Annotated in this window: 18 protein-coding genes; 13 read left to right on the forward strand and 5 right to left on the reverse strand. The window is 63.2% G+C overall.

The annotated features are described in order from the left end of the window. Positions 1-188 precede the first annotated feature (188 nt). A complete protein-coding gene (locus QMK17_RS18450) occupies positions 189-410 on the forward strand; it encodes a hypothetical protein (protein ID WP_283510750.1) in 222 nt (73 codons plus the stop codon). Here the strand turns inward: QMK17_RS18450 and QMK17_RS18455 are convergent. Genes QMK17_RS18455 through QMK17_RS18465 form a run of 3 tightly spaced genes read right to left on the reverse strand, consistent with a single transcriptional unit; the run spans position 390 to position 4,174 of the window. Further along, positions 390-1,919, reverse strand: a complete 1,530-nt coding sequence (locus QMK17_RS18455) for a long-chain-fatty-acid--CoA ligase (protein WP_283510784.1) — start codon at positions 1,917-1,919, stop codon at positions 390-392. The genes QMK17_RS18450 and QMK17_RS18455 overlap by 21 nt on opposite strands. Then, a complete protein-coding gene (locus QMK17_RS18460) occupies positions 1,919-2,962 on the reverse strand; it encodes an acyl-CoA dehydrogenase family protein (protein WP_283510751.1) in 1,044 nt (347 codons plus the stop codon). Before QMK17_RS18460 ends, QMK17_RS18455 begins: the two co-directional genes overlap by 1 nt. A 15-nt stretch (positions 2,963-2,977) precedes the next feature. Beyond that, positions 2,978-4,174, reverse strand: a complete 1,197-nt coding sequence (locus tag QMK17_RS18465) for an acyl-CoA dehydrogenase family protein (RefSeq protein WP_283510752.1) — start codon at positions 4,172-4,174, stop codon at positions 2,978-2,980. Between the two features lie 162 nt (positions 4,175-4,336). On the opposite strand from QMK17_RS18465, the gene QMK17_RS18470 reads away from it, so the two are divergent. The 10 genes from QMK17_RS18470 (at position 4,337) to QMK17_RS18515 (ending at position 14,387) form a co-directional block, all read left to right on the forward strand. After that, entirely contained in the window at positions 4,337-4,525 is a 189-nt protein-coding gene (locus QMK17_RS18470) for a ferredoxin (RefSeq protein WP_283510753.1), read from the forward strand. Positions 4,526-4,556: 31 nt separating this feature from the next. Further along, entirely contained in the window at positions 4,557-5,495 is a 939-nt protein-coding gene (locus QMK17_RS18475; RefSeq protein ID WP_442972794.1) for a 3-oxoacyl-ACP reductase, read from the forward strand. A gap of 236 nt (positions 5,496-5,731) precedes the next feature. Further along, a complete protein-coding gene (locus QMK17_RS18480; RefSeq protein ID WP_283510755.1) occupies positions 5,732-6,496 on the forward strand; it encodes an MlaE family ABC transporter permease in 765 nt (254 codons plus the stop codon). Positions 6,497-6,507: 11 nt separating this feature from the next. Beyond that, complete coding sequence (locus QMK17_RS18485) at positions 6,508-7,359, forward strand: MlaE family ABC transporter permease (RefSeq protein ID WP_283510756.1); 852 nt, start codon at positions 6,508-6,510, stop codon at positions 7,357-7,359. A 6-nt stretch (positions 7,360-7,365) separates the two neighbouring features. Next, positions 7,366-8,514 (forward strand): MCE family protein, encoded by a 1,149-nt coding sequence (locus tag QMK17_RS18490; protein WP_283510757.1) that lies wholly within the window; start codon positions 7,366-7,368, stop codon positions 8,512-8,514. Next, on the forward strand, positions 8,511-9,539 hold the full coding sequence (locus QMK17_RS18495) for an MCE family protein (RefSeq protein WP_283510758.1): 1,029 nt from the start codon (positions 8,511-8,513) through the stop codon (positions 9,537-9,539). Before QMK17_RS18490 ends, QMK17_RS18495 begins: the two co-directional genes overlap by 4 nt. Continuing rightward, the gene (locus QMK17_RS18500) at positions 9,529-10,599 is read left to right on the forward strand and encodes an MCE family protein (protein ID WP_283510759.1); all 1,071 of its coding nucleotides are present in this window, start codon (positions 9,529-9,531) and stop codon (positions 10,597-10,599) included. Before QMK17_RS18495 ends, QMK17_RS18500 begins: the two co-directional genes overlap by 11 nt. Position 10,600: 1 nt before the next feature. Continuing rightward, a complete protein-coding gene (locus QMK17_RS18505; RefSeq protein ID WP_283510760.1) occupies positions 10,601-11,827 on the forward strand; it encodes an MCE family protein in 1,227 nt (408 codons plus the stop codon). Next, positions 11,824-12,990 carry an MCE family protein gene (locus tag QMK17_RS18510; RefSeq protein ID WP_283510761.1) on the forward strand — a complete coding sequence of 389 codons (1,167 nt, stop codon included), beginning with the start codon at positions 11,824-11,826 and terminating at the stop codon, positions 12,988-12,990. The genes QMK17_RS18505 and QMK17_RS18510 overlap by 4 nt, the downstream gene beginning before the upstream one ends. Then, on the forward strand, positions 12,987-14,387 hold the full coding sequence (locus tag QMK17_RS18515) for an MlaD family protein (RefSeq protein ID WP_283510762.1): 1,401 nt from the start codon (positions 12,987-12,989) through the stop codon (positions 14,385-14,387). The genes QMK17_RS18510 and QMK17_RS18515 overlap by 4 nt, the downstream gene beginning before the upstream one ends. An 8-nt stretch (positions 14,388-14,395) precedes the next feature. On the opposite strand, the gene QMK17_RS18520 is transcribed toward QMK17_RS18515, so the two are convergent. After that, positions 14,396-15,337 (reverse strand): alpha/beta hydrolase, encoded by a 942-nt coding sequence (locus tag QMK17_RS18520; protein ID WP_283510763.1) that lies wholly within the window; start codon positions 15,335-15,337, stop codon positions 14,396-14,398. 174 nt (positions 15,338-15,511) lie between these two features. Here QMK17_RS18520 and QMK17_RS18525 point away from each other — a divergent pair, with 174 nt between their 5' ends. Next, complete coding sequence (locus QMK17_RS18525; protein ID WP_283510764.1) at positions 15,512-16,216, forward strand: hypothetical protein; 705 nt, start codon at positions 15,512-15,514, stop codon at positions 16,214-16,216. Next, positions 16,213-16,695, forward strand: a complete 483-nt coding sequence (locus QMK17_RS18530) for a h domain protein (RefSeq protein WP_283510765.1) — start codon at positions 16,213-16,215, stop codon at positions 16,693-16,695. Before QMK17_RS18525 ends, QMK17_RS18530 begins: the two co-directional genes overlap by 4 nt. A 28-nt stretch (positions 16,696-16,723) precedes the next feature. Here QMK17_RS18530 and QMK17_RS18535 read toward each other — a convergent pair whose 3' ends face one another. Next, complete coding sequence (locus tag QMK17_RS18535; RefSeq protein ID WP_283510766.1) at positions 16,724-18,178, reverse strand: alpha,alpha-trehalose-phosphate synthase (UDP-forming); 1,455 nt, start codon at positions 18,176-18,178, stop codon at positions 16,724-16,726. Between the last annotated feature and the right edge of the window lie 49 nt (positions 18,179-18,227).

The following is an 18,227-nucleotide window of genomic DNA, read 5'->3' on the forward strand; positions in this document are numbered from 1 at the left end:
GTATTGTATTGCAATCGAACTGGTGTAGTTACCGGTTCGTACTTACTATGCAAGACATGCAGTTTGTTTCCCGCGCGTGTCGGCGTCGAACCGTCGGACCGGGCGAGGTGAAGTGGCCGACGGCCTGGTTGTTGGGGTTGGGGCTAGGGTAGGTCATCGCGCGTGTCTACCCGAATGGAGAGAAAGCAGTGGCTTCCGAGATCGCAGTGGGCGACCTGGTTCAAGCGGGCGGCCATGCCGGGCCGTGGAAGGTGCTCGAGATTCGGCAGGGACTCGCACTGCTGGAGCATCACGGTGGTCATCGCCTGTCCGTACGTACGACGACGCTGTCGGTCGTGCGTAAGGCGTCGGCCTCTCCGGCCAAGGCGCCCGTCGCCGACGAACCCGAATCACCCACCCTGTTCGACTGAGCCTTGCCTCGAAGCTTTATCGAACGGCACATATGCCCCGACTGGTGAAGGCGACCACCACACCGGATCGTCGGTACGCCAGTTCTGGCTCTGTAGTTCTCGCGCCAGGATCTTGTGGGTGGCCGTCCGGGGCAGCGCGGTGCACAGACGCACGAACCGTGGGCGTGCCCGAAGGGACAGATCCGGCTGAGCTGCAAGAAAATTCGCGAACTCGGTCATCTCGATGCCCGGAGCGAGAAGCGCAGCCATGATTCGATCACCCGGTCCGTCCGAAGGGATGCCGTAGACACAGGCCGCTTCGACAGCGGGATGGCGCAGCAGTATCCGCTCGATCGGCGCTGCGGCGAGGTTCTCACCGTCGACACGCATCCACCCCGCTGTTCGACCGGCGAAGTACGCGTAGCCGTCGGTGTCGCGGTAGGCGAGGTCACCGGTGAAGTACATCCCGTCGCGCATCCGATCGGCATCGGCGGCCTCGTTGTCGTAGTAGCCGCAGAACATGCCTGCACCTGCAGTGTTCACCAATTCACCGACAATCCCTACGACGCATTCACGTCCGTCGGGATCGAGGATCGCCGTTCCCTCCGGCAGTGGACCCAATGCGCCTGCCGGTGTGTGCGGCGTCCGCGCGATGGATACTCCGCCCTCCGAGGAGCCGAAGCCGTCGACCACGTGAACATCGAATCTTCGGGCGAATTCCGTTGCAGCGCCCGGTGTCGCTTCGTTGCCGTAGACCACGCGCAATGGGTTGTCGGAATCGTCGGGCAGTTCGGGGGTCGCGAGCACATAGGACAGAGGCGTTCCGACATAGTTCGCGTAGGTAGCACCGAACCTGCGTACATCCGGCAGAAATCCCGACGCCGAAAACGTCCTGCGTAGAGCAAGATTGGCGCCCGATGCCAGCGCAACCGCCCAGCCCGCCATGATGGCGTTGGAGTGAAACAGCGGCATCGAGACGTACACGGTGTCGGAGCAGCCGAGGCCGAATCTGTCACCGAGCATGATTCCGGGTGTGACGACCTTGCTGTGCGTGCAGCGCACAGCTTTCGGGTCACCGCTCGTGCCGGAGGTGAAGACGAGCGCGAACAGTTCGAGTGGATCTGTGCCCTCGAAAGAGTCGACGCCGTTCACATCGACGCCGTTCACACCGAAGTCGTTCACATCGAGCCCGTCGACCAGATGACGGTGCGCGGCATCGGTGAAGACCACCTGACAGTGGGTACGGCGGGCGTCCTCGCGCAGCTCGGGCCCCGACCTCGTCGAGTTCAGGCCGACCGCAACGAATCCGCCGAGAGCGGCCGCACCGAGCAGATAGGAGAATTCGGGCACGTTGTCGAGCAGAATCCCGACGTGAGGTGGCTTCCCGGGGTCGAGCATCGCCCGAATGCGGCCCGCCCAGGACAACGAGATCCGCACGTGCTCGGCCCATGAAATCCGCTGGTCCTCGAACAAGAGCGCAGTATCAGTGTCGTCGCTGCGGGCACGCAGCAGATCGGTAATCGTCGGCATCACGCAGGAACTGCGGCCAGTGACGCACCGAGACGTCGGAGCTGAGCAGTTGCACCGCCATAAGCGAATTCGGAACGTTTCGCGGCGAGGAAATAACGGTGAACGGGATGGTCCCGATCGAGACCCACTCCGCCGTGAACGTGCACGAGCGTGTGCGCGACGCGATGGCCTGCATCGGCGGCCCAGAATTTCGCGACGGCGATCTCCTCATCCGCGTTCCGGTCGGCCGAGAGAGCCCAGGCGGCCCTCCACAGCGTCAGGCGGGCTCCTTTGACGTCGATGTAGGCGTCGGCCAATCGCTGCGCGACGGCTTGGAAACTGCCGATCGGTTTGCCGAACTGCACGCGTTCGCGAGCGTAGTCGGCGGTGACCCGCAGCGACTCCTCCAATACGCCCAGCTGATAGGCGCAGGTGCCCAGCGTTGCGCGGGCGGTGATCGACTGGGCGGACGCATCACGGCGCCGGCTCGAATCGACTGTCACCGAATCCAGGCGGACGATGCCGATGCTCCGGTTGTCGACAGCGGACTGTGGAACCACGGTGACCTGGCCCGCGTCGAGAAGGAAGACACCGTCGGTTGTCGCGACGAGAAAGCCGTCGGCGATCGGGGCGTGGTCGACGCCGGACTTGGTTCCGGTCAGGACCCAATCGTCACCTGCGCGGGTGGCTTCCACGGGTGGGTCGAGTTGGTCTTCGTCGTCGAGCGCAAGGGCAAGAATGCGTGAACCATCATCTTCGGTAACCATTGCAGCAGTAACCATTGCAGCAGTGGTCGAGGACACGAATGGAACCGCCGCCAACCCGCGGCCCAACTCGATCACGATCGAGACCCATTCGAGGACGCCGAACCCGTCACCGCCGAGCGCTTCGGGCAGAGTCGCCGACATCACGCCACTCGCCTCCAGCGCATCCCACAGCGGGCGATCGAAGTTCGTCGGATTTGAATCGAGTTGTCGCTGAGCCTCGTTCGTGCTGTATTTGGCGACGATGTCGCGCGTGAGACCGGCGAGATCGCGCTGGGCCTCCGTCGTCGTGAAATCCATGTCTCTCCTGATGGGTCAGCGGGCCGAAGCCGGCAGTCCGAGGGCGGTCATGCCGATGATGTCGCGTTGCACCTCGTTGGTACCCCCGCCGAACGTGAGAATCAGCGACGACCGGTGCAGACGCTCGAGGCGTCCGTGCAGCTGAGCACCGGGGGAGCCCTGACGAAGCGTCGCCGACGGTCCGAGAATTTCCATCATCGTGCGGTACGCCTCGGTGGCGAGTTCGGTGCCGTAGACCTTGTTCGCCGACGCATCCGCTGGGCCGGGGGACGAATCCCCTGCCGACGCGATCTCCCAGTTGAGGAGTTCGAGGTAGGAGACTTTCGCATGGACCCGAGCGAGTGCTATTTGCACCCACTCCTGGTCGACGATGCGGGTGCCGTCGGGCTTCTTGGTGTTCTGCGCCCACTCGCGCACCTCGCGCAGCGATGCCACCAGCGGTCCGGCCGAGGTGAGGGCCACGCGCTCGTGGTTGAGCTGATTGGTGATGAGCGACCAGCCGCGATTCTCCTCGCCAACGAGGGAACTCGTCGGGACGCGGACGTCCTGGTAGTAGGTGGCGCTGGTATCCGGGCCCGCCATGGTGTGGACGGGTGTCCAGGAGAAGCCGCCCGAGTCGGTGGGGACGATGATCATGCTGATACCGCGGTGTTTCTTCCCGCCGCCGCTCAGGGACGCGGGATCGGTGCGGCAGGCGAGCCACACGTAGTCGGCGTACTGGATCAGGGAGGTCCACATCTTCTGTCCGTTGATGACGAAGTCGTCGCCGTCGCGGACTGCCGTCGTGCGTAGCGAGGCGAGGTCGGTGCCCGCCTCCGGTTCCGAATAGCCAATCGAGAAGTGCAGGTCTCCAGCGGCGATGCGCGGGAGAAAGAACGATTTCTGTTCCTCGGTGCCGAACGCCATGATGGTCGGCGCCACGCTGTTGATCGTGAGGAATGGGACGGGAGCTCCTGCGATCGCTGCCTCGTCGGTGAAGATCAGCTGTTCCATGGCCGATCGTGCTTGCCCACCGAACTTCTCGGGCCAGCCCAGCGCGAGCCAGCCGTCGGTACCCATCTGTTTGACGACGTCGCGGTAGACGGTGCCTTCCCCGTACTCGCCCGACGTCGAACTCAGCGCGGCGCGGCGCTCCGGGGTGATCAGGCTGGCGAAGTAGGTGCGCAGTTCCTCGCGGAGCGCACTCTGCTCCTCGGTGTACGTGATGTGCATGCGACGAGCCCCGTTTCTGACACACGTTCTCGGTTTCTCGAATCATTGCACACCGGGTGGAACAGGTTCTAGTGTGAGTTCGTCACCCGTGAGTGTTTGGTGACACCCAGGTGTGCCGTAACGCGCACGGGCGGTGACGCCGCATCGACGAAAGGACCAGCGATGGTCGAGGTGGATTTCGATCTCTGTGAGGCCAACGGCGTGTGTGTGGGACTGGCGCCGGACGTGTTCGACCTCAACGACGACGATGAACTGATCATCTCGGACGCCGATCGACTGCCCGAGAACGCGGGTGTAATCGACGAGGCCATCGCGGGATGTCCTCGCGCCGCACTCCGCTGGAAGGCTTAGCTCCCTTGCCTCAAACTGGAACACGTTCTACATTGCACTGGTGAGCGAACAGCATGTACGTCTGGACGGGCGGGTAGCCCTTGTCACCGGCGGGGCCTCAGGGCTGGGCAGGGCCGAAGCGGTCGGCCTGGCGCAGTCGGGAGCCGACGTCGTGTTCGGTGATATCACCTCCGGGCACGCGGCCGACGAAACCATGGATCTCATCGAGGCGGCGGGGGCGCGCGCAGCGTTCGTCCCCGGCGACGTCGCCGACAGATCCACCGCCGATGCAATGTTCAGGGTGGCGCAGGAAAAGTTCGGAAGTGTCGATATCGTCGTCAACAATGCTGGAATCGTGCGAGATCGCATGTTGTTCAACATGTCCGACGACGATTGGGATGCGGTGATCCGTGTTCACCTGCGCGGTCACTTCCTTCTGACTCGCAACGCCGGTGCGCATTGGCGGTCCGAATCCAAGAAGGCCGGTGCTCCGGTATACGGACGGATCGTCAACACGTCCTCCGAGGCGGGGCTTCTCGGCCCTGAGGGGCAGGCGAACTACGGAGCGGCCAAGGCGGGTATCACGGCATTGACCCTGTCGGCATCACGCGCTCTCGCTCGATATGGTGTGCGCGCCAACGCAATCTGCCCTCGTGCACGTACGTCGATGACCGAAGGAGTGTTCGGCGGCGCGCCCGACGCCGGCATCGATCCGTTGTCGCCGGAGCATGTGGCCACATTGGTCAGCTATCTGGCCTCCCCGGCGGCCGAGCACGTGAACGGGCAGGTGTTCCTCGTGTACGGGCCCATGGTCGCACTCATGGCGGCGCCCGTCGTCGAGGAGCGTTTCGACGCTTCGGCCGGTGCATGGACTCCTGATTCGCTGGCGGCCGAGCTCGGGTCCTATTTCGACGGCCGTGATCCGGGAAGAACATTCTCGGCCTCCGCGGCTCTTGATCTCGGCGAGCCGCAGGTCACGGTAGGTTCTTGAGCTTTCGCGGTTTCGACCACGCAATCGGCGATCCAGTACGAAGATGAGCGTGGTCGGGGCGGAGTCTCGGGTGGAATCGGATGGAAGATCACGTTCCAGTTCCAAGGCGAAATAGTCGGCCGATACTCGCAATTAGGTTGCGCTGCATCAGAACCAGTAGGAAAAGACTTTCCTTTGACTACTGAACGTGTTCTAGTTAATATGACCTGAATCACAACACGAGCATCGGAGGGTTCATGAACGAACTTCTCCTCACCCCGTTGCGTTCCGTCGGCGCCTTCTTCGACATGTCATGGTTCACCCTGCGCGCGGTGTTCTCGCGCCCCTTTCAGCGTCGCGAGTTCGTCGACCAGGCATGGTTCATCGCCCGCGTATCGATCGTCCCGACGCTTCTCGTCGCGATTCCGTTCACCGTGCTCGTCAGCTTCACCATCAACATTCTGCTTCGCGAGATCGGTGCCGCCGACCTCAGTGGGGCGGGTGCCGCACTCGGAGCCGTCACTCAGGTCGGCCCCATCGTCACCGTTCTCATCGTCGCGGGTGCAGGCGCCACCGCGATCTGCGCGGATCTCGCCGCACGGACCATCCGTGAGGAGATCGACGCGATGCGAGTCCTCGGCATCAATCCGATCCATCGACTCGTCGTTCCGCGCGTCCTCGCGTCGACGGTCGTGGCTCTTCTGCTCAACGGCCTCGTCTGCACGATCGGCATCCTGGGCGGGTTCGTGTTCTCGGTATTTTTGCAAGGCGTCAACCCTGGCTCGTTCGTCAGCGGCATCACCCTGCTCACCGGATTCGGGGAACTGCTCGTGTCCGAGATCAAGGCCGGTCTCTTCGGCATGATCGCGGGATTGGTCGCGTGTTTCCTCGGGCTGAACGTGCGGGGCGGTGCCAAGAGCGTCGGCGACGCCGTCAATCAGACGGTCGTCTTCGCGTTCATGGCACTGTTCGTCGTCAACGTCGTTGTCACCGCCGTCGGCATCAAATTGACGGCCGGATGAGGCGGCACTGAATGGCTCTTGCCGCTGCAGGCCGATTCCCGATGACGCGCAGGCGTCTCGCCAGCGCGTCTCGTTCGGTCGACCGCCTGGGCGAGCAGGCCATCTTCTATCTCGAGGCGCTCGCCTCGGTGCCGAAAGCTGCCGTCCGCTACAAGCGCGAGACCCTTCGGTTGGTCGCCGAAATCAGTATGGGATCGGGTGCGCTCGCGGTCATCGGCGGCACCGTCGTCATCGTCGGGTTTCTGACCCTGTTTGCGGGCGCTACCATAGCGGTGCAGGGCTTTTCGTCGCTCGGGAACATCGGCGTCGAGGCGCTCACCGGATTTTTCGCGGCGTTCATCAATGTGCGCATCGCGGCGCCCGTCATCGCCGGTATCGGACTGGCCGCGACCATCGGCGCCGGTTCGACGGCTCAACTCGGCGCGATGCGGGTGTCGGAGGAGATCGACGCGCTCGAATCGATGGCCATTCCGTCGGTCCCGTATCTCGTCAGTACCCGTGTGTTGGCCGGAATGATCGCGATCGTTCCGCTGTACTCGCTGGCCGTGATCGCCTCGTTCATCGCCAGTCGTTTTGCGACCGTGGTGATCTACGCGCAATCGTCCGGCGTCTACGACCACTACTTCGACACCTTCCTGATTCCGACGGACATTCTGTGGTCCTTCGCACAGGCGATTGTCATGGCGCTCGCGGTCATGCTCATCCACACTTACTACGGCTACACCGCGAGCGGTGGACCGGTGGGAGTCGGTGTCGCAGTGGGCAATGCCGTCCGCGCGTCGCTGATCGCCGTCGTCACCGTCACCCTGTTGATCTCGCTCGCCATCTATGGCAGCTCCGGCAATTTCAACCTGTCGGGCTAGGGAACGATGAAGAAACTTGCTGCCGCGGGCCTCGTGCTCGGTCTTGTCGCCATCGCCGCATTCGCGCTGACGACGTTCGCCGGCGGATTCATCACCACCGTCCCGGTTACGGTCACCTCGGAACGCGCGGGCTTGGTCATGGATCCGCAGGCCAAGGTCAAGCTGCGCGGCGTCGAGGTCGGACGCGTCGGGTCCATCTCGCAGGACGACGGACTGGCGCGTATCGATCTCGATCTCGACCCGTCGACTCTGGCGATGATTCCGGCCAACGTTGCCGTCGACATCAAGTCGACCACCGTGTTCGGTGCCAAGTACGTCAACCTCATCGTTCCGCAGAATCCGTCGAGCGAGTCCATCGCGGCAGGCACAGTCATCTCCGCCGAGAGCGTCACCGTCGAATTCAACTCCCTGTTCCAGCACCTGTCCGAGGTGTTGCAGAAGCTCGAACCCGAGAAGCTCAATGCCACCCTGGGCGCGGTGTCGTCCGCGTTGAGAGGCCGCGGCGAGGAGTTGGGCTCACTGCTGGAAGACACCGATTCCTACCTCGCCACGATGAACCCGAGTTTGCCTGCACTGCAGCATGATCTGTCGGCTGCGGCTGTCGTCACGAACGTCTATGCGGACGCGACACCGGACCTCATGCGTGTCCTCGACAACGCGACGACGACATCGGGCACCATCGTCAGCGAGCAGGCGAACCTCGACATGTTGCTGATGAACCTCACCGGCCTCGCCGACACTGCGAACCAGGTGCTCACCGAGAACGAGCAACCCGTGGAGACCGCACTGAACACACTTACCGACACCACAACCCTGCTCGACGAATATTCGCCCGCCCTCACCTGCTTCCTCGTCGGGCTCAACAAGGGACGCTTGGCATTCGGGCCCCTCGCCGGTGCAGGCGACAACGCGTCCATCCAGCTCAGCTCGTCGTTCCTGCTGGGCGACCCGGGGTATTCCGTCCCCGGCGACCTCCCCAAGGTCGCGGCCTCGGGCGGACCCAACTGCTACGGACTCCCCGACTTCGATCCCAAGCAGGGGCCTGCGCCCTTCGTCGTCGCGGACACCGGCACCGTCCCCTACGTTCCGTCGACGCAGCCCTCGGTCAACGTGCCGACGATCTTCCAGTTCCTGTTCGCGGGAGCGTGGCCATGAGGGGCAATGCGGTCAAGCTGTCCATTTTCGCACTCGTCATGGTGCTGATCTTCGCTGCGCTGGCGCTGGTGTTCAGCCAGTACCGATTCGGCAGTGCCGACGGCTATCACGCCGTGTTCGAAGATGCGTCCGGCTTGAAGTCAGGGGACAAGGTTCGTATCGCCGGAGTTCCAGTCGGATCGGTGAAGGGCGTGGAGATTGCCGACGGAAACCTGGCCGAGGTCGACTTCGATGTGGACGCCAAGTATCGACTGCTCACCAGTTCGGTGGCCACCGTGCGTTACGAGAATCTTGTGGGCGACCGGTATCTAGAACTGCTGGAGGGCCCCGGCGGTACCGACCAGCTCGACGGCGGCGCCACCATCCCGGTGGAGCAGACCTCTCCGGCGCTCGATCTGGACCTTCTGCTCGGCGGGTTCAAACCGTTGCTGCGCGGTCTCGATCCCGAACAGGTCAACGACCTCACCGGTGCGCTGTTGCAGGTCTTACAAGGGCAGGGAGGAACGTTGGTGTCATTGCTGGGCAACACCAGTTCGTTCACCAACGCTCTCGCCGACCGCGACCAACTCATCGGCGACGTCATCACCAACCTGAACACCACTCTCGGCACCATCGACAGCCAAGGACAGCAGTTCGAGACGACCATCGACTCGCTGGCGCAGTTGATCAGCGGGCTTGCGCAGGACAAGGACCCGATCGGCGATGCCATCCCGCGGATCGATTCCGCGACCGGTGATCTCGCCGGCCTGCTTGCGGCCACGCGGCCGGACATTCAGTCGATGATCGCGCAGGCCAATCGCACTGCTACTCAACTGGATCTGGGCAAGGACAACATCGACACGGTGCTCACCCGGCTTCCAGCGGACTACAAGAAGCTGATCCGTGTCGGCTCGTACGGCAGTTTCTTCCAGTTCTACCTGTGCTCCAACACCTTCAAGATCTCCGGCCCCGAGGGGTCCCCGACGCTTCTCGTCCCGACGGCGAAGCAGGACACGGGGAGGTGCGCGAACATCAATGACAATTGATACAGCGGACAAAGGTAGGAATTTCGTACAGGTCGGGCTGATCGGCATCGTGCTGTCGGTGTGCATCGTCCTCGCGACGCTTCAGTACGACCGACTGCCATTTCTGTCCGGGGGCTCGAACTATTCGGCGCTCTTCCTCGACGCGGGCGGGCTGATGGCCGGCGACAACGTGACGGTCTCCGGCGTCACCGTCGGGAAGGTCGACGACATCGCGTTGGCCGGCCAGGAAGTGCGCGTCGCGTTCACGGTTCAGGAGAACATCCCCCTCGGCGACGCCACCGCGGTGGACATCAAGACCAACACGATCCTCGGACGAAAGTCGTTGAAGGTTACGCCTTCAGGGTCGGGGGCAATCGGCGCACGCGAGACCATACCGTCGAGCCGGACCACCTCGCCCTACTCGCTGACCGATGCGCTCGGCGACCTGAGCAACACCGTCTCCGAACTCGACACGACGCAGATGGGGGACGCGATGAACGTCGTGTCCGACACCTTCGCCGATACCCCGCCCGAACTTCGGACCGCGCTCGACGGCATCAGCAGGCTCTCGGCGAGTATCAACTCGCGCGACGACAGCCTGCAGGAACTACTCGACCGCGCGGAAAGCGTCACCGGCATACTCGCCGATCGCAGTGGTCAGATCAACCAACTGGTGCTCGACGGAAACGAACTCTTCGGTGAGCTCGATCGCAGGCGCACCGCCATCAGCCAGCTCATCACCAATATCTCAGCGGTCTCTCGGCAGCTCACCGCGCTCGTTCAAGAGAACCAAGCGCAGATGGGGCCGACGCTCGAGAGGCTCAATTCTGTTGTTGCAGTGCTGCAAAAGAACAACGACAACATCGCCGGAGCCCTCGACGGTCTCGGCCCCTACATCAGTGCCCTCGGAGAGTCCGTGGCCAGTGGGCCGTTCTTCAACGCGTACATCCAGAACATTCTGCCCAGTTCGTGGTGGAAAACGGTTGTCGACGGCATCGTCGCACCCGAGCAACTGCCGCAGACTCTGCAGGATCTTCTGCCCAAGAACGCTCCACCGATTCTGAAACCGCCGGGGCAGTAAAATGAAGAAAATAGTGGTCTCCGTCGTAGTGATCCTCGCGCTCGTCGCGGGAGGCTCCTTCGCATACACCCGTCTGAACCACAGCACCGTCCTCGCCCAATTCTCCTCGACCACTGGGCTGTACCCGGGCGACGACGTGCGAGTGCTCGGGGTGAATGTTGGCACAGTGGACTCGATCGACCCGCAAGGCGATATCGCGGTGGTGACGATGGACATCGATTCCGAGATCGAGATTCCAGCAGATGCGAAGGCCGTCATCATCGCTCAGAGCCTCGTGTCGGCGCGGTTCGTGCAGCTGACCCCGGTGTTCGCGGGAGGCCCTGCGCTCACCGGCGGTGACACCATTCCGATCGAACGGACTGCGGTGCCGGTGGAGTGGGACGAGATCAAGACCGAGTTGACGAAGCTGTCGACGGCACTCGGCCCGGACGGTGTCGATGAGCAGGGCCCGGCCGGCCGGTTCATCGACACCCTCGCCGACAATCTCGACGGCAACGGCGAGTCGCTCCGCAGCACGCTGACCGAGTTGTCGGACACGATGCGGGTGCTGTCCGACGGTCGTAGCGATCTGTTCTCCACGATCAGGAATCTGCAGGCTTTCGTCACGGCGTTGTCGAACAGCAACGAGCAGATCGTTCAATTCGGTGGGCGGTTGGCGTCGGTGTCGGAGATGCTGGCACAGAGTTCCGACGAGTTCGGCACTGCCATGACCGATCTCAACGTGGCGGTCGGTGAAGTGCAGCGGTTCGTCACCGATAATCAGGCCGGTCTTGTGGAAGGCGTCGCCCGCCTCGCCGACGCAACCCAGGTACTCACCACCAAGCGCCCCGAGATCGAGCGGATCCTGCACGCAGGCCCCAACGCGCTGGCCAACTTCAACAACATCTACCAGCCGGCGCAGGGGACGTTGACCGGCGCCATCGCGGCCAACAACTTCGGCAATCCCATCAACTTCGTGTGCGGCGCCGTGGCCGGCATCGAGAACGCGACGTCCGAACGCAGCGCCGACCTGTGCAAGCAGTACCTCGGCCCGGTGCTCAGCTCGTTGGTATTCAATTACCCGGCGTTCCTTGCCAATCCGATCATGGGTGTCGACGCGCATCCCGACCAGATCGTCTACACGGAGCCGGGCCTCGAACAAGCCCCGGCTCCCGCTCCTTCCCCGGTTGCGGACATGCCCACCGTTCAGGTTCCCAGTTTGAGCAACTTGCTGGGCGGTGGACGATGAAGCGCGTAGCCGTGGTTGCCGGATTGCTGGTCCTGACCTTGTCCGGATGCCAGTGGGACGGTCTGAACTCGTTACCACTACCCGGCACGGAAGGGCGAGGAGACGGTGCGTACCAGGTGCAGATTCAGATGCCCAATGTCACTACGCTGTCGCAGAATTCGCCCGTCATGGTCGACGATGTCACCGTCGGTAGCGTCTCCGGCATCGAAGTTCAGAATTGGCATGCGCTGGTGACGGTCTCGCTGAACGAGGGCGTCACGCTGCCGGAGAACGTGACGGCGAAGATCGGTCAGACATCGCTCCTCGGTTCACAGCATCTCGCGTTGGTGTCCCCCGACGCTCCCGAGGGCACGCTGGCCGGAGGTGATGTCATCCCGCTCGAACGCGCAGGTTCCTATCCCACCACGGAACAGACGTTGTCTTCGCTGTCCGTCGTCCTCAACGGTGGTGGTCTGGCGCAAATTCAGGACATCACCACCGAACTCAACAATGCGGTCGGCGGTAGGGAAGACACTGTGCGGGATTTGCTGCCGCGGCTCGACGAGCTCGTCGGAAGCTTGAACGAGCAGCGCGCCGACATCATCGATGCGATGAGCGGGATCGACCGTCTGGCAGTGAATGTACAGAACCAGAATGCCACTCTGACAAAAGCATTGAACGAGGTCCCGCCTGCGCTGGACGTGTTGATCGCTCAGCGACCGAACATCACCAATGCATTCTCCTCGCTGGGGCGGCTCAGTGATGTGGTGTCGCGACTCGTGGAAAATTCGGGCGCGGATCTTCAGACCAATATCTCCAGCCTGACTCCGGTGTTGAAAGCGTTGGCGGACTCCGGAAATTCCCTGACAGATGTGCTCTCGGTTCTGCTGACCTATCCATTTCCCCAGGAAGGTATCGACAACGTGATCCGAGGTGACTACGCGAACCTCGCGATGACGATCGACCTGTCGTTGCCGCGTCTGGACGCCAACTTCCTCACCGGGACTCCGCTCGCCGGGCGCCTCGGAGGCCTCGAAGGTGCACTGGGAACCCAAGCCTCGCCGACGGCGTCGGGAGCAGGGGATCCCCTTCGCGGCCCGGCCTTGCCGCCGACCTTGCAGATTCCGGGCCTGCCGCCGATCGAATTGCCCGTCATTCCTGGTCTGGGGGTGCCTGCGCCATGATGCTGACCAGGTTCGTCCGCGCCCAGTTGGTGATCTTCTCGATCCTCACCGTCATCGGACTTCTCGTCATGATCACTCAGTACGTCGGTGCGCCTGCGCTCGCCGGGATCGGCCGGTACGGCGTCATCGTGCAACTACCCACCACCGGCGGGCTGTACTCCCACGCGAACGTCACCTATCGGGGTACGACGGTGGGCGAGGTCGATGCCGTGCGGTTGACGCCCGATGGCGTCGACGCCGAATTATCCATCGACAGTTCGTATTCCATACCGTCCGATGTCGACGCCCAGGTCAAGAGTGTGTCAGCCGTTGGCGAGCAGTACGTGGACCTGATTCCGCGTCGTGGATCGGGAACGATTCTGATCGATGGTGACGTCATCGGTGTGGATCGCACGACGGTGCCACAGGACGTCGGTCCGATGCTGGACCAAGCGGACGTACTGCTCAGGAGCATCTCGGATACGAGGTTGCAGACCGTCGTCGACGAATCGTTCGCAGCGTTCAACGGATCAGGGCCGGACCTTCAGAACTTGATCGATTCGACGCGGTTGTTCGTGCAGGAGGCCCAGGCCAATAGTGAACAGACCAAGACTCTGCTGAGCCAAGTGGGGCCGTTGCTCGATGGGCAGGTGGTCAGCAGTGACGCGATCCGCTCGTGGACAAGCAACCTCGCGACGTTCACCGATCAGCTCCGGGCCAGTGATCCCGATCTGCGCGCGGTGATCGAGAAGGGGCCCGGCGCTGCTCAGGAGGCGAATCAGCTTTTCCAGAATCTTCGGCCCACACTTCCTCTGCTCGTGGCCAACCTTGTCAGCATCGGTGAAGTGGGCGTCATGTACCACGCCGGGATCGAGCAGATTTTGGTGCTCTACCCACCCGTCACGGCGGCACTCGTCACCGCGGCGGGCAGCGGACCGGCCGATGAAGGAGCCATCGTCGACTTCCAGCTCGAGGTCAACGACCCGCCCGCCTGCACCACTGGTTTCTTACCGCCCGAGCAGCGCCGAGACCCGAACGATGTTTCGTTGATCGACACCCCGGCGGACCTGTTCTGCAAGGTCGATCAGGGAGACAACACCGCAGTGCGAGGTGCGCGCAATCTGCCGTGCGTCGAGAATCCCGGCCGACGCGCTCCGACACCTGAACTCTGCCGTAGCGAAGAGGGATACGTCCCTCAGGGCAACAACCCGCCCTGGGGTCCGATCGAGCAAGGCCAACCGTCATACACCGAAATCCCCAGCGGCAACAGCAGTGTCGCTCCTGCCTCGGCGGCCCGTCCGTACGACCCCCAGACCGGCATGTACGTCGCACCCGACGGCACGGCTTACTCTCAGCCGGAACTCGGAGGCGTCAGCAACCTCCAGGGGCTCATGACGGCGCAGCAGGAGATCGGATGACCGCCGTTCTACAGGTTGCGGGCAGCGAAATCGACCGCCAGTCTCAGCAGCGTTCGTCCCTCCGGCAGCGCGCCCGCCATGACCGGGAACGCATGCACCTGGCCCTTCCAGACGTGCGTCTCGACGGTGCGGCCCGCATCGGCCAACTTGCGGGTCATGGCCTCGACGTCGGGGCGCATGAGTTCGTATTGGGCGGTGGACAGGAACACGGGTGGAAACACCGACGGATCCGCATCGATCGGCGAGGCTGCACCGGGGATGGCGTCGGGACCGCTCAGCCATCGATCTTCCAGCGCAAGCACCTGCTTCATCGGCAAGTAGGCGTCTTTCTTCATGAACCTGCGCGGATGGCTCCGCAGGTCGAGATTGAGCAGCGGGGAGAAGCCGAGGACCGCCGCGGGAGGCGTGAGACCCTCCAGCACAGAGATTTCCGCGACCTTCATTGCGAGGTAGCCACCGGCAGAATCGCCCGCGACGATGATTTTCGACGGATCCTCGGCGACCTCGAGTGCCATCCGGTACGACGCCATGGCGTCGGCGATGGAGGTGCCGATTCCGCCGTAGGGGATCTGGCGATACTCGACGGAGTAGACCGGAATGCCGGCCCGGGCAGCAATCGTCGCGCAGGCGCTGCGGTGAGTTGCCAAACCGCAGAACACGAATCCGCCGCCGTGGAAGTACAGCACCATCGCCCCGGCAAGGGAGCCGGCGGCGAGGCGGGGATGTGTCGTCTTCTCACACGGCACACCGCCGAGGGTGACCTGTTCGATGGTCACCCGCTTCGGTTTCGGCAAGCGATCGATAGCGCGATCGAGCTGCCCGATGGCCTTGATGCCGCCGTCGGTGAGTGGCCACAGTGAGAACGTCGGCTTCAGGGTCAGCCTGGCCGCGCAGGAAAGGAACTTGGCTTGACGACTGACATCGTCGTGCCAGGTGAGCGTATGAGCCATCTTCTCGTGGATCCTCTCGCAGTCCAACCCGAACGTTCGACGGTAGCAGGAGCGGGAACAGGTTCCAGTAGCGGACGTCCGCGGCTCTTGCTGGCATGGCAATATTTCGATTGGACTGTCGGCATAACTGGTTCTAGTTAGCATGGCGTGCAGAACGTATCGAGGAAGGGCGCGATGAGCGGCGGGGAAACAGGAGACGGTGCCGACGAGGGGGCGACTCCGCGGCGCGAACGCCGCCGGGCCGTCCGGGCGGCGGGTCCGGTCGGGGCGAGCGGCACGCCGGTATTGGAGAAGGCGCAGGAGCCGTCGTTGGAAGCCCCTGCCTCGGAATTGGCTCCCGGCGATGTGGCTGTCCCGGATGTGGCTGTCCCGGATGTGGCGGCGGGCAGGGCGAGGTCGCGCCGCGGGATCGTGCTCACCGCACTGTTCGTCGTCCTTGTGCTGGCGCTTGTGACGGTCGGTGTGTACTTGTTCCTCGGTATTCGCTCGGCCGATGCCGAGGATGCGCGCAGCGAGCTGTTCGTGCAGACCGCGCGGCAGACGGTGTTGAACTTGACGACCATTCACCCCGACTCGGCGCAGGCGGACGTCGACCGCCTCCTCGCGGGCGCGAGTGGCGATTTCAAAGCTGAGTTTGAAGGTCGCGAGGGTCCGTTCGTACAGGTGGTCCAGCAGGCTCGCGTGGATTCGAACGGAGACATCATCGAGGCCGGAATCGAAAGCAGTGGAGACGATTTCGCGGAGGTTCTGGTGGCAGCGCGTGCGATGGTGCAGAACTCGGACGCCGACCAGCCCGAACCACGTGACTTCCGTCTGCGTGTGCGGGTGGTCGACGACGGCGGCGTCATGACCGCGGCGAGAGTGGAGTTCGTACCGTGAACCGTCGTAATGTTGTGAGCGCGTTCGCCGTTCTTGTCCTCGTCGTACTTGCTGCTGGAGTTGGCTTGCTGCACTACCAGTACCAGCACACCGAGCAGACCGAGCAGGCGCGCACGGATTCGGTCAATGCTGCCGACGCTCAGGCCATCGCGATGCTGGCGTACGACTACAACGGGGTCGATCAACAGTTGGCCTCCGCGGCCGATGGTTTGACCGGAGACTTCAAGGACGAGTACACCAAGCTCGTCACGGACGTCATCGCTCCGGCAGCCAAGGAGAAATCGCTGACGGTGCAGGTGACGGTTCAGGGAACGGCAGTGGTGTCTGCTGAACCCGATGCAGCGACGCTCCTGTTGTTCCTCAACCAGATCACCACCAGTTCCGACGCACCGGATGCCGCGAGCAGTGGCAGCAGGGTGCGGATGAACATGGAGAAGGTCGACGGTCGCTGGCTGACGAGCAGTCTCGAGCCCATCTAGCCCCCGACTCGTGCGGGAAGACGAGCGTCTACCGAGAAACGGTGCTCTGCCCGTCCTCGGTCGGGTGTGCCAGCGCATTGAGGAACGCCCGCGCCCACCGGTCCACGTCGTGGGCCAGTACCTGCCTGCGCATGGCGCGCATATTCCGTCGACCCTGCTCGGGTTGCTGCTCCAAGGCTTGGACTATGGCGTCCTTGACGCTGTCGAGGTCGTGCGGGTTGCAGAGGTAGGACTGACGCAATTCGAATGCAGCCCCGGTGAATTCGCTGAGCACCAGCGAACCGCCGAGATCGCTGCGTGAGGCGACGTACTCCTTGGCGACCAGGTTCATACCGTCGCGCAGCGGGGTGACGAGCATGACGTCGGCGGCGACGAAGAAAGCGATCAGCTCGTCTCGCGGAATCGGCCGGTGCAGGTAATGGACCACTGGGTGGCCGACCTGCCCGTATTCGCCGTTGATGCGACCGACCTGCTGTTCGATCTCGCCGCGCATCGCCTTGTAACTCTCGACCCGTTCACGGCTCGGGGTGGCGAGCTGGATGATGATGTTCTCCGCCGGGTCGACGCGGTCTTCCTCTAGTAGCTCGCGGAACGCGTTGAGCCTGACGTCGATGCCCTTGGTGTAGTCGAGCCGATCCACTCCCAGCATGATGCGCTTGGGATTGCCCAGTTCTTTGCGGATCTGCTTGGCCCGGTCCCGCACTACCTTCGATCGGGATTTCTCGTCGATATCACCGGAATCGATGGAGATCGGGAACGCGCCCACGCGGACGGAACGGAACCCGACCTGCACCGACCCGAGCTTCGACCGAACACCGACGGAGCCGCGTGAGGTGACCTGACCTGCTAGTCGGCGTGCCAGGTACAGGAAGTTCTGTGCACCGCCGGGGAGGTGGAAGCCGATGAGGTCGGCGCCGAGGAGGCCCTCGACGATCTCCGTCCGCCACGGCATCTGCATGAACAGCTCGACCGGTGGAAACGGAATGTGCAAGAAGAACCCAATGGTCAGGTCCGGCCGCAGCATGCGGAGCATCTTCGGGACGAGCTGCAGTTGATAGTCCTGGATCCAGACAGTGGCACCTTCGGCTGCTGCCTGCGAGGTGATCTCGGCGAAGCGCCGGTTCACCTCTACGTAAGCGTTCCACCAGGCGCGGTCGTAGACCGGCTTGACGATGACGTCGTGGTAGAGCGGCCAGAGAGTGGCGTTGGAGAAGCCCTCGTAGTAGTCGGCGACTTCTTGTTCGCTGAGCGAGACAGGGCACAGTTCGAGTTCGTCTTCGACGAACGGCTCGAACTCGACGTCCGGAACGCCTGGCCAGCCGACCCACGCGCCCTTGTTGGCGCGAAGGATCGGCTCGAGCGCGGTGACGAGGCCACCAGGGCTTCGCTTCCATCTCGTACTACCGTCGGGGAGTTTTTCCAGGTCGACGGGTAGCCGGTTGGCTACTACGACAAAATCCGAGCCCTGCGAGGCGTCAGCCACTACTGTCCTATCGGTTCATTCAGGTTCGAAGCTAGCTCTTCGAAGAAGG

This window comes from Rhodococcus sp. G-MC3, from assembly GCF_030063335.1.
GTDB lineage: Bacteria > Actinomycetota > Actinomycetes > Mycobacteriales > Mycobacteriaceae > Rhodococcoides.